This window comes from Streptodolium elevatio (assembly GCF_053592165.1).
In genome coordinates this window covers 86406-98406 of the sequence record NZ_JBSFVE010000020.1, presented here as the reverse complement: position 1 = coordinate 98406, position 12001 = coordinate 86406, and the positions used below count along the sequence as shown (strand labels likewise).

Sequence of the window (12001 nt, the reverse complement as noted above, 5' to 3'; positions counted from 1 at the left end):
GGGCAGGCCCCGAACGGGTTCGGCGGCGTGGGCGCGGCTCGCCCTTCGGCTACGCGCTTCGGCCCGCCGCGTCCTTCTCCACCGTGCTCGGCGCCGCGTCCGGCTTGGCCATCGTCGACGCGGCGTCGCGGTCGCGGATCAGCAGCGCGAACACCACACCGACCGCGGCCATCAGCGCGGCGGCCGCGAAGGCCCAGTGGTAGGCGGAGTATTCGGGACGCGGCCCCTGCGGGGTGGCGGCGAAGATGCCGACGCCGCTGAGGACGCTGCCGAGCACCGCGACGCCCACCGCCGCGCCGAGTTGGCGCTGTACGTTGAACAACGTGGAAGCGGCGCCCATGCGGGGCAGCGGGATCGCGGCGAATGCGGCGGTCTGGGCCGGCATGAAGACGTGGGCGAGGAACAAGCCGGTGAGGAACAGGTCGAGGCGTACCCACCACAGGTCGGTCTCGGGACCGATCCGGGTCAGCAGCGCGATCATCACGGCCGTCCCGGCGAGTCCGAACGCGGTGAGGCGGCGCGGCCCGACCTTCGCGTAGTACCGCGACACCAGTTGTGTCGCGAGGATGATGCCGATCGCGGTGGGGAACGTGGTCAGGCCGCTGTCGGTGGCCTCCAGCCCGCGCGCCCGCTGGATCAGGATGGGCAACACGAACACCGTGCCCAGGAAGCCCGCGGACGAGGTGACCGTGACCATCGTGCAGGTCAGGAACAGGCGGTTCCGCAGCAGCCCGAGGTCGAGCATGGGGTGTTCGGTGCGGGACTCCACGACCACGAGCAGCACGATCATGACCAGGCCGGCGATCCCGGCGCCCAGGATCAGCGGCGACGTCCAGCCCTCCTGCGCGCCCTCGGTGAGGGCGTAGAGCACGGCGGCCAGGCCCGCGCCGGCCAGCAGGAATCCCGGGAGGTCGAACGGGCCGACGTCCGGCTGCTTCTCCTCGTGCAGGCACAGCGCGCCGAAGAGGAGTGCCGCCGCGCCGAAGGGAACGTTCATGTAGAACACCCAGTGCCACGAGGAGTGGTCGACGATCAGGCCGCCGATGATGGGGCCGAGGGCGGGGGCGAGCGCCGTCGGGATGATCAGCACGCGCGACGCCCGCATGCGCTCGGCGGGCGGGAACGTCCGGAACATCATCGCCATGCCCACCGGGGTGAGCAGCCCGCCGCCGATGCCCTGGAGCACCCGGAACCCGACGAGTTGCGGCAGGTCCTGCGCGAGGCCGCACAGCGCGGACGCGCCGGTGAAGACCGCCAGCGCGAACAGGAACACCCGCTTCTGGCCGAACCGGTCGCCGAGCCAGCCGGCCGCCGAGATGGACACCGCGAGGCTGACCAGGAAGCCGACGTTGACGCCGCCCACCGACTCGGGCGACGTCGAGAAGTCGTCGGCGATCGCCGGGATGGCGACGTTGACGATCGTCGAGTCCAACACGGTCATGAACATCGCGGCCACGAAGACCACGCTGACGACGGCCTTCTGGTTCAGCTCGCTGAGGTGCTTCACGGAAACACGTTCTACCTCAGCGAGCCGTCGATGTCCGCCCCCTCGGATGTGTCAACTCGTGCTGTGACGTCGCGTGTTCACACCGTGCCGCGGACCGGTAGGCCGGATTTGCGGTAGATCGCATCGATGAGTCGCATCGTCTCGACGGAGTCCTCCGCGGGGGTGAGCGGCGGGCGTCCGCGCAGCACGGCGTCCGCGAACGCCTGCAACTGGTACTGGTACGTCGACGTCTTCGCCGCATGGCCCAGGTGCTCGCGCCGCTTCCGGCCGTCCACCGTCACCGAGAACCGGTGCCAGTAGTGCGGTCCGGCGAAGTTGGTGACCGTCATCTCGCCGCGTTCGCCGACGACCTTGGCGTTGACCGCGAAGACGCGCCGCGACAGCAGCGAGCTGTGCACGGTCGCGGTGGCGCCGCCGGGCAGGGCCAGGGTCGCGTCCATCGCGCGGTCGACGCGCGGGTCGCGGCGCATCGTGGTGGCGCGGGCCGCGGCGACCTCGATGCGTTCCACGGGGAATGCGGATGCGGGGGAGAGGTGGCGTACCGCGCTGACGGCGTAGCAGCCGGCGTCCATGAGGGAGCCGCCGGCCAGTGCGAAGTTGTAGCGGATGTCGCCGAACACGGGCAGCGGGAAGCACATCGACGCGGACACGTGCCGGACCGTGCCCAGCTCGTCCTCGTCGAGGATCTCGCGCATCCGCCGCGCGACCGGGTGGTAGCGCCAGTGGAACGCCTCCATGCACACGCGCCCGGTGCGCTTGGCGGCGTCCGCGACCTCGCGCGCCTCGGCCTCGTTGGCCGTCATCGGCTTCTCGCACAGCACGTGCTTGCCGGCCTCCATGGCGCGCACCGCCCATTCGGCGTGCAGCCCGTTGGGCAGCGGGATGTAGACGGCGTCGAGGTCCGGGTCGGCCAGCAGGTCCGGGTAGGTGCGGTGCACGGTACGAATGCCCTGCCGCCGCGCGAAGTGGTCGGCTCGCGCCGGGTCCCGCGCCGCGACGGCCGCGACCGTCACCTCCGGGATCAGCCGCGCGGGCTTCGTCAGCGCGACCGGCGCGATCCGTGCCGCCCCCAGCACACCGATGCGGATCCGTTCCATGGCAGCCCCCTGATGGTGTGGCCCGGTGCGCGCATCGTAGGGCGCACGTCCCGCATCGGCACGCCCCTTCGAGCCGGTGCGGGCCCGGCTCGGGAGCGGTTCTGCCCCGGTTCGGGCCCGGTGACACACGGCAGCGGGGGTAGGGGCACGTCGGGGGGCACGTAGAGTAGAGTTGTCTCGACGTCAAGATAAACGTAGGGCCCCCGCCGTCGGCCGCCCAGGGTGCCGGCCGTGGAACCGAGATAGGAGCAGTCGTGTCCGCGAACAGCTTCGACGCCCGCACCACGCTGAACGTGGGTGACGAGTCGTACGAGATCTTCAAGCTGGACAAGGTGGAGGGCAGCGCCCGGCTCCCCTACAGCCTGAAGGTCCTGCTGGAGAACCTGCTCCGCACGGAGGACGGCGCGAACATCACCGCCGACCACATCCGCGCCCTCGGCGGCTGGGACCCCAACGCCGAGCCGAGCGAGGAGATCCAGTTCACGCCCGCCCGCGTGATCATGCAGGACTTCACCGGCGTACCGTGCGTGGTCGACCTCGCCACCATGCGCGAGGCGGTCAAGGAGCTGGGCGGCGACCCGGCCAAGATCAACCCGCTCGCGCCCGCCGAGATGGTCATCGACCACTCCGTCATCGCGGACGTCTTCGGCCGCCGGGACGCGTTCGAGATCAACACCGACATCGAGTACGACCGCAACAAGGAGCGCTACCAGTTCCTGCGCTGGGGCCAGACCGCGTTCAACGAGTTCGCCGTCGTCCCGCCCGGCACCGGCATCGTGCACCAGGTCAACATCGAGCGCTTGGCCCGCACCGTCATGGTCCGCAACGGCCAGGCGTACCCGGACACCTGCGTCGGCACCGACTCGCACACCACGATGGTCAACGGCCTCGGCGTGCTGGGCTGGGGCGTCGGCGGCATCGAGGCCGAGGCCGCGATGCTCGGCCAGCCGGTCTCGATGCTCATCCCGCGCGTCGTCGGCTTCAAGCTGACCGGCAAGCTGCAGCCCGGCGTCACCGCCACCGACCTGGTGCTGACGATCACCGACATGCTGCGCAAGCACGGCGTGGTCGGCAAGTTCGTGGAGTTCTACGGCGACGGCGTCGGCGCCGTACCGCTGGCCAACCGCGCCACGCTCGGCAACATGTCGCCGGAGTTCGGCTCGACCTGCGCGATCTTCCCGATCGACGGCGAGACCATCAACTACCTGCGCCTGACCGGCCGTCCCGAGCAGCAGCTCGCGCTCGTCGAGGCGTACGCCAAGGAGCAGGGCCTCTGGCACGACCCGGCGGTCGAGCCGGAGTACTCCGAGTACATCGAGCTGGACGTCTCCACCGTCGTGCCCTCGATCTCCGGCCCGAAGCGCCCGCAGGACCGCGTCGTGCTGACCGAGGCCAAGGCGAAGTTCCGGGCCGCGCTGCCGGACTACGTCAAGGACGTGGACGAGGCGGGCAAGGAGTCCTTCCCGGCCTCCGACGCGCCGGCCAACGGCGTGCGCCCGACCGCGCCGACGACCGTCACGGCCCCCGACGGCAAGACGTACGAGATCGACCACGGCGCCGTCGTGATCGCCTCCATCACCTCGTGCACCAACACCTCGAACCCGTCGGTCATGCTCGGCGCCGCGCTGCTCGCCAAGAAGGCCGTCGAGCGCGGGCTGACCGTCAAGCCGTGGGTGAAGACCACGCTGGCCCCCGGGTCCAAGGTCGTCATGGACTACTACGAGAAGGCCGGCCTCACTCCGTACATGGAGAAGCTGGGCTTCAACCTGGTCGGCTACGGCTGCGTGACCTGCATCGGCAACTCGGGCCCGCTGCCCGAGGAGGTCTCCGCCGCGATCAACGCGTCGGACCTGGCGGCCGTGTCGGTGCTGTCCGGCAACCGCAACTTCGAGGGCCGCATCAACCCCGACGTCAAGATGAACTACCTGGCGTCGCCGCCGCTGGTCGTGGCGTACGCGATCGCCGGCTCGATGGACCTCGACATCACCACCGAGCCGCTCGGCGTCGACTCCGAGGGCAAGGCGGTCTACCTGGCCGACATCTGGCCGTCGGACCAGGAGGTCGCGGACACCGTCGCGTCCTCGATCGACCAGGACATGTTCACCAAGTCCTACGCCGACGTGTTCGCGGGCGACCACCGCTGGCAGTCGCTGGAGGTGCCGACCGGCGACACCTTCGAGTGGGACCCGAACTCGACCTACGTGCGCAAGCCCACGTACTTCGAGGGCATGACGATGGACCTGACCCCGGTCGCGGACATCGCGGGCGCCCGGGTGCTCGCCAAGCTGGGCGACTCGGTCACCACCGACCACATCTCGCCGGCCGGCAACATCAAGGCCGACAGCCCCGCCGGCAAGTACCTCGCGGACCACGGCGTCGAGCGCAAGGACTTCAACTCGTACGGCTCGCGTCGCGGCAACCACGAGGTGATGATCCGCGGCACGTTCGCGAACATCCGCCTGCGCAACCAGATCGCGCCGGGCACCGAGGGCGGCTTCACCAAGGACTTCACGCAGTCCGACGCCCCGGTCACCACGATCTACGACGCCTCCGTCAACTACCAGGACGCGGGCATCCCGCTGGTCGTCCTGGCCGGCAAGGAGTACGGCTCCGGCTCGTCGCGCGACTGGGCGGCCAAGGGCACCTCGCTGCTCGGCGTCAAGGCCGTCATCGCCGAGTCCTACGAGCGCATCCACCGCTCCAACCTGATCGGTATGGGCGTCATCCCGCTGCAGTTCCCGGCCGGCCACACCGCGGACTCGCTGGGCCTGGACGGCTCGGAGACCTTCTCGTTCACCGGCATCGCGGCCCTCAACGAGGGCAGCACGCCCAGGACGGTCAAGGTGACCACGGACACCGGCGTCGAGTTCGACGCCGTCGTCCGCATCGACACCCCGGGCGAGGCCGACTACTACCGCAACGGCGGCATCATGCAGTACGTGCTCCGCTCGCTCGTCGGCAAGTGACCCGATCCGCACGGGCACTTGAGCGGCTGAGCAACTGAGCAGTCCCACCGCACCGACACCGAAAGGGCCGTCTCCCCACCCCGGGGAGGCGGCCCTTCCGTCTGCCGTGCACGCGAACGCGCCGGTCAGAGGCGGGGGTTCCAGCGTTTGCCTTGCAAGGCCTCTTCGACGAGGCGGACTTCGCGTTCCAGTGCGGCGGTCTTGGAGCCCTCGTACTCGTACATCCGCATGACGGCCTCGACGGTGTGGGCGTCGACGTCGCGCAGGTCGGCCCGGGCCGTGCCGTAGCCGTGGCGGGCCGCCTGGAGCGCCGCCTCGACGTGCTGGCGGGCCATCCGGGCGAGCAGGGGCGGGTGGCGCCGGAGGACGTCGTGGCGGCGGTAGCCCGGCGGGCACAGGTCGTAGAGCCAGGCGACGGCGGTCCGCTCCCAGTCGGGTGCGCCGGGAGGGCGTACCCCGTGCGGCCACCCGGGCGGTACGACCCCGTCCTGCCCGGTCCGGCCCGCGGCGGCCCGCTCGAAGCGCCCGGGCTGCTCCCAGGCGGGTCGGGGGGTGGCATCGGACCTGGATTCGCTCACATGTTCGATCATGGCACAGAGCCTGCGTACTTGGGTACGCAGGCTCTGTGTGGACGGGTCGTGACCATGTGCTGTCAGGCCAGGTGGGACGCCATCAAACGGGTGGAATAAGTCCTATTTGTAACTCTTCGTAGCCGATGCCGGGCAAGGGCCTCCTCGGAAACCCCTCGTTTTCAGGAGGCCCACGTGAAGACGGTGCTTCGACCGATGGCGGTGCTCGGCATCGCCGCGGCCCTCGTGTTCGGCGTGGGCGCATGCGGCAAGGCCAAGCAGGCCGAGAAGGCCGACCAGGGCGGTGGCAGTGGCGGCACCGGACTCACCGTCGACAAGGGCTTCAAGGTCGGGCTGCTGCTGCCGGAGAACAAGACGGCGCGTTACGAGCGGTTCGACAAGCCGTTCTTCGAGGCCAAGGTCAACGAGCTGTGCCCCAAGTGCGAGGTCCAGTACGCCAACGCCCAACAGCAGACCAACACCCAGCAGCAGCAGGCCGAGGCGATGCTGACCAACGGCGTGAACGTGCTGGTGCTCGACGCCGTCGACACCAAGGCCGCGGCGGCGATCGTCAATTCGGCCAAGTCCAAGAACGTCCCGGTCATCGCGTACGACCGCCTCGCCGAAGGCCCGATCACCGGCTACGTCTCGTTCGACAACGAGACCGTCGGCAAGATGCAGGGCGAGGCGCTGTTGGAGGCGATCAAGCGCGGCGGCGACGCCAAGCGGGCGCCGATCATCATGATCAACGGCTCGCCCACCGACCCCAATGCCGGCGAGTACAAACGCGGCGCGCACTTGGCCCTCGACGGCCAGGTGATCATCGGCCGCGAGTACGACACCCCCGACTGGTCCAACAACAAGGCCCAGGAGGAGACCGAGCAGGCCATCACGGCCCTCGGCGGCCCCGGCAAAGTGGTCGGCGTCTACGTGGCCAACGACGGCATGGCGGGCGGCTCGATCGCCGCGCTCAAGGCGGCGGGCTTCAATCCCGTGCCGCCGGTGACCGGCCAGGACGCCGAACTCGCCGCGATCCAGCGGATCATCTCGGGCGACCAGTACATGACGGTGTTCAAGCCGTACCAGCCGGAGGCCGAGACGGCGGCCGGCATGGCGATCGCGGCCGCGATCGGCGAGAAGTTCGAGGGCGCCGACCAGAAGAAGGACAACGGCACCGTCGAGGTGGACGCGACGATCCTCACCCCCGTCCCGGTGACGAGGAACAACGTCAAGGACACCGTCGCGAAGAAGCCCTACTACACGGTCTCGGAGATCTGCACGCCCGAGTACGCGGCCGCGTGCAAGACCGCGGGCCTGGGTTAGGAGGCGGACATGACGGACACTCTCGGCACCCCCGGTGACTCCGGTGAGCCCGGCAAGTTGGGCAAGCCCGGCAGTGCAGGCGACGCCGGTACCCCACGCGGGACTTCCGGCGGCAACCCCGGCGAGGCGCGCGGCGCGGGCGCCCCGGTCCTGTCGCTGCGCGGCGTCTCCAAGCGGTACGGCGCGGTCCAGGCGCTCAGCGACGTCGACCTCGACGTGCACCCCGGCGAGGTGGTCGCACTGGTCGGCGACAACGGCGCGGGCAAGTCGACGCTCATCAAGGTGATCGCGGGCGTCGGCCCGCCGGACGGCGGCCGGATCACCTGGGAGGGCCGCCAGGTCGCCATCCCCAGGCCGCACGAGGCGCAGTCCCTCGGCATCGCGACCGTCTACCAGGACCTCGCGCTGTGCGACAACCTCGACGTCGTCGCCAACCTCTTCCTCGGCCGCGAACTGCGCCGCGGGCTGCTGCTCGACGAGGTCGGTATGGAGAAGCAGGCGACCGAGCTGCTGACGACCCTGTCGGTCAAGATCCCCAGCGTGCGCATCCCCGTCGCGTCGTTGTCCGGCGGGCAGCGGCAGACCGTCGCGATCTCCCGCTCGCTGCTCGGCGAGCCCAAGGTCGTGATGCTGGACGAGCCGACCGCCGCCCTCGGCGTCGAGCAGACCGCGCAGGTCCTCGACCTGATCGAGCGCCTGCGCGAGCGCGGCCTCGGCGTGATCCTCATCAGCCACAACATGGACGACGTGCTGGCCGTCGCGGACCGCATCGCGGTGCTGCGGCTGGGCCGCAACAACGGGGTGTTCGACGTACGCACGGTCACGCGCGAGGAACTCCTCGCGGCGATCACCGGAGCCACGGACAACGCGGTGTCGCGGCGCCAGGCCCGCAAGAGCGGCGAGCAAGGCGGCGGGCAGGACGGGGGCGAACAGGGCGGCGGCGAACAGAGCGGCGGCGCGCAAGACAGGGGTGAGCAGCTGTGAGCGACAAGGACACCGGCACCGGCTCGACGCGGAACCAGCCCGAGCAGCCCGAGCCCGCCGGGGCGGTCGTCCCGCCGGCCGCCGCGGTCGCCCAGGTCGACCCGCGCCTGGTGATGCGCCAGCAGGGCTTCAGCGGCTACTTCTCGGAGTTCAAGCGCCGCGTCAAGGGCGGCGAACTCGGTTCCCTGCCGGTCATCTTCGGCCTCATCGTCATCTGGATCGTCTTCCAGTCGCTCAACGACCGCTTCCTGTCGGCGCAGAACCTCTCGAACCTCTCCATCCAGATCGCCTCGACCGGGCTCATCGCGGTCGGCATCGTCTGGGTCCTGCTCCTCGGCGAGATCGACCTCTCGATCGGCTCGGTGAGCGGCGTCAGTTCGGCGGTCCTCGCCGTCCTCAACATCAAGCACGGCTGGGGCGACGTCGAGGCGATCATCGCAGCCGTCGTGGTCGGCGTGCTGATCGGCCTCCTGCACGGCTTCTTCTTCGCGAAGATCGGCGTGCCCGCGTTCGTCGTGACCCTCGCCGGCCTGATCGGGTGGCAGGGCCTCCAGCTCTACATCCTGGGCGACCAGGGCACCATCAACCTGCGCTACAACAGCACCATCCACAAGCTGACCAGCTACTACTTCGAGTACGTCGCGGTCGGCTACGCCATCGCCGGCGTCCTCGTGGCGATCTACGCCGTCACGCGCTACCTGGAGCACGAGCGGCGGGCCAAGGCCGGCCTGCCGGTCATCCCGATCCAGGACCTCGCGCTGCGCACCGCGATCCTCGCGATCATCGCGTTCGCCGTCGCGTACGTCCTCAACCAGTGGTACGGCACGCCGCTCGCGCTGGTGATCTTCCTCGCCTTCGTGGTGGTCGGCGACATCATCCTGCGCCGCACCCGCTACGGCCGGCAGATCTACGCGGTCGGCGGCGGCATCGAGGCGGCCCGGCGCGCCGGCATCAACGTGACGTTCGTCCGCATCTCGGTCTTCATGATCTGCTCCGGCATGGCGGCGCTCGGCGGCGTCTTCGCGGCGTCCCGCATCGTCTCGGCGGGCCAGAGCACCGGCACCGGCGACGTCCTGACCAACGCCATCGCGGCGGCGGTCATCGGCGGCACGAGCCTGTTCGGCGGCCGCGGGTCCACGTACTCCGCACTGCTGGGCATGCTGGTCATCGGGTCGATCTCGTCGGGCATGGACCTGCAGTCCGTGGACTCCTCGGTCAAGCTGATGATCACCGGTGCCGTCCTGCTCGCCGCCGTGGTCCTCGACTCGGTGTCCCGGCGCAGCCAGAAGGCCAGCGGCCGGGCCTGAGGCCAGGTATCGCCACCTCTTCCGGACGCGCCCGCCCGCCGGGGCGAACCAGGCGCGGCCTTTCTCGCGTCTAGACTCGATGAGTGCGTTTCCCGCCCGGGGGACGGGCGAGGACCGCGACAGACCGATTGAGGAGGTACGGGTGGGCCTGCTGGAGAGCATTCGAGGACCCCGTGATCTCAAGGCGCTCTCTCCCGAGCAGCTCACCGTGCTCGCAGGCGAGATCCGCGAATTCCTGGTGGACTCCGTGTCCAGGACCGGGGGCCACCTCGGCCCCAACCTGGGGGTAGTGGAGCTCACCCTTGCGCTGCACCGCGTATTCGACTCGCCACGCGACAAGATCCTGTGGGACACCGGTCACCAGAGCTACGTCCACAAGATCGTCACCGGTCGCCACGACTTCACCGCCCTGCGTCAGGAGGGCGGCATCTCCGGTTACCCGAGCCAGGCCGAGTCCGAGCACGACGTCATCGAGAACTCGCACGCGTCCACGGTGCTGTCCTACGCGGACGGCTTCGCCAAGGCGTACCAGGTCCGCGGCCTCGACGACCGGCACGTGGTCGCGGTCATCGGGGACGGCGCGCTGACCGGCGGCATGGCCTGGGAGGCGCTCAACAACATCGCGGCGGCCAAGGACCGCCCGGTGATCATCGTCGTCAACGACAACGAGCGCTCGTACGCCCCGACCACCGGCGGCCTCGCGAACCACCTCGCCACCCTGCGCACCACGCGCGGCTACGAGCGGTTCCTCGACTGGGGCAAGGGCGTCCTCGGGCGCACCCCCGTCGTCGGCGGCCCGGTGTACGACATCCTGCACGGCGCCAAGAAGGGGCTGAAGGACTTCGTCGCCCCGCAGGGGCTTTTCGAGGACCTCGGCCTCAAGTACATCGGCCCGGTCGACGGGCACGACACCGAGCAGGTCGAGCAGGCGCTGCGCAGGGCACGTGGCTTCGGCGGCCCGGTCATCGTGCACGCCCTCACCCAGAAGGGCCGGGGCTACGACCCGGCCCGCAACGACGAGGCCGACCAGTTCCACGCGGTCGGCGTCATCAACCCGGAGACCGGCCTGCCGCTCGCGAAGGCGGCGGGTGCGTCCTGGACCTCGGTCTTCGCCGACGAGATGGTCAAGGTCGGGGCCGAGCGGCAGGACGTGGTGGGTATCACCGCGGCCATGATGATCCCGGTCGGCCTGCACAAGTTCGCCGCGGCCTACCCGGACCGCACGTTCGACGTCGGCATCGCCGAGCAGCACGCGGTCACCTCGGCCGCGGGTCTCGCGCTGGGCGGCCTGCACCCGGTGGTCGCGGTGTACGCGACGTTCCTGAACCGGGCCTTCGACCAGGTCCTCATGGACTGCGCGCTGCACAAGTGCGGTGTGACGTTCGTCCTGGACCGGGCCGGTGTGACGGGTGACGACGGGGCCAGCCACAACGGCATGTGGGACATGTCGATCCTGCAGGTGGTGCCCGGGCTGCGGCTCGCGGCGCCGCGCGACGCCGCACAGGTGCGCGCGCAGCTGCGCGAGGCGCTGGAGGTGGACGACGCACCGACCGTGGTGCGCTTCGCCAAGGGCATCGTGGGTCCCGAGGTCGCCGCGGTCGGCCGGATCGGCGGCATGGACGTGCTGCGGCGCACGGGTCCCGAGCGCAACGGCGGCGGCGAGACCGGCGACGTGTTGATCGTGACGGTCGGGGCGATGGCCGAGGTCGGCGTTCAGGTCGCGGACCGGCTCGCGGACCAGGGCATCGTGTCGACGGTCGTGGACCCGCGCTGGGTCAAGCCGGTCGACGCGGAGCTGCCGGGGCTGGCGGCCCGCCACCGGCTCGTGGTCACGATCGAGAACAACGGCCGCGCGGGCGGCGTCGGTTCGGCGATCGCGCAGGCCATGCGCGACGCGGGGGTGGACGTCCCGCTGCGTGACTTCGGCATCCCGCAGGAGTTCCTGGACCACGCGAAGCCCGGGGTGATCCTGGCCCGCATCGGGCTGAACGCGCAGGACATCTCGCGCAAGGTCGTCGAGGAGGTCGCGCGGCTCGGCGTCTCGCCGGTGCAGCCGGTCCCGCCCGTCCCGCCGGTCGCCCCGGACGACGAGGCGGCGCAGCGCGCGTCGTAGCGGCGCACGGGGGCGGTGGATCTGGTTCGAGGCAGTCGGGGGGGGGGGGGGGTAGAACAAGATAGCAACACCGAAAATAAAGAAGTGTATAATGAAAAAAAAGGGAAAAAAAATATATAAAAGCACAGAGAGGGG

At 70.1% G+C, this 12001-nt stretch carries 8 protein-coding genes; 5 read left to right on the top strand and 3 right to left on the bottom strand.

Features of this window, described 5'->3' with window-relative positions; all coding sequences use genetic code 11:
• Window positions 1–49: 49 nt before the first annotated feature.
• Window positions 50–1507, bottom strand: a complete 1458-nt coding sequence (locus ACWD12_RS30740; protein ID WP_450102283.1) for an MDR family MFS transporter — start codon at window positions 1505–1507, stop codon at window positions 50–52.
• Window positions 1508–1584: 77 nt separating this feature from the next.
• Window positions 1585–2604, bottom strand: coding sequence for a Gfo/Idh/MocA family protein (locus tag ACWD12_RS30735; protein ID WP_450102282.1), 1020 nt, complete (start codon window positions 2602–2604; stop codon window positions 1585–1587).
• A 254-nt stretch (window positions 2605–2858) separates the two neighbouring features.
• Here ACWD12_RS30735 and acnA point away from each other — a divergent pair, with 254 nt between their 5' ends.
• Window positions 2859–5570, top strand: coding sequence for an aconitate hydratase AcnA (acnA, locus tag ACWD12_RS30730; RefSeq protein WP_450102281.1), 2712 nt, complete (start codon window positions 2859–2861; stop codon window positions 5568–5570).
• A gap of 125 nt (window positions 5571–5695) precedes the next feature.
• Here the strand turns inward: acnA and ACWD12_RS30725 are convergent, their stop codons facing one another.
• Window positions 5696–6148, bottom strand: coding sequence for a hypothetical protein (locus ACWD12_RS30725; protein ID WP_358363388.1), 453 nt, complete (start codon window positions 6146–6148; stop codon window positions 5696–5698).
• 186 nt (window positions 6149–6334) lie between these two features.
• On the opposite strand from ACWD12_RS30725, the gene ACWD12_RS30720 reads away from it, so the two are divergent.
• The 4 genes from ACWD12_RS30720 to dxs all read left to right on the top strand — a co-directional run bounded on the left by ACWD12_RS30720 (window position 6335) and on the right by dxs (window position 11866).
• Entirely contained in the window at window positions 6335–7462 is a 1128-nt protein-coding gene (locus ACWD12_RS30720) for a substrate-binding domain-containing protein (RefSeq protein WP_358363386.1), read from the top strand.
• Window positions 7463–7471: 9 nt separating this feature from the next.
• The gene (locus tag ACWD12_RS30715) at window positions 7472–8446 is read left to right on the top strand and encodes an ATP-binding cassette domain-containing protein (RefSeq protein WP_450102280.1); all 975 of its coding nucleotides are present in this window, start codon (window positions 7472–7474) and stop codon (window positions 8444–8446) included.
• Window positions 8443–9753, top strand: coding sequence for a sugar ABC transporter permease (locus ACWD12_RS30710; RefSeq protein ID WP_358363383.1), 1311 nt, complete (start codon window positions 8443–8445; stop codon window positions 9751–9753). The genes ACWD12_RS30715 and ACWD12_RS30710 overlap by 4 nt, the downstream gene beginning before the upstream one ends.
• A gap of 142 nt (window positions 9754–9895) precedes the next feature.
• The gene (dxs, locus tag ACWD12_RS30705) at window positions 9896–11866 is read left to right on the top strand and encodes a 1-deoxy-D-xylulose-5-phosphate synthase (protein WP_358363381.1); all 1971 of its coding nucleotides are present in this window, start codon (window positions 9896–9898) and stop codon (window positions 11864–11866) included.
• Window positions 11867–12001 lie beyond the last annotated feature (135 nt).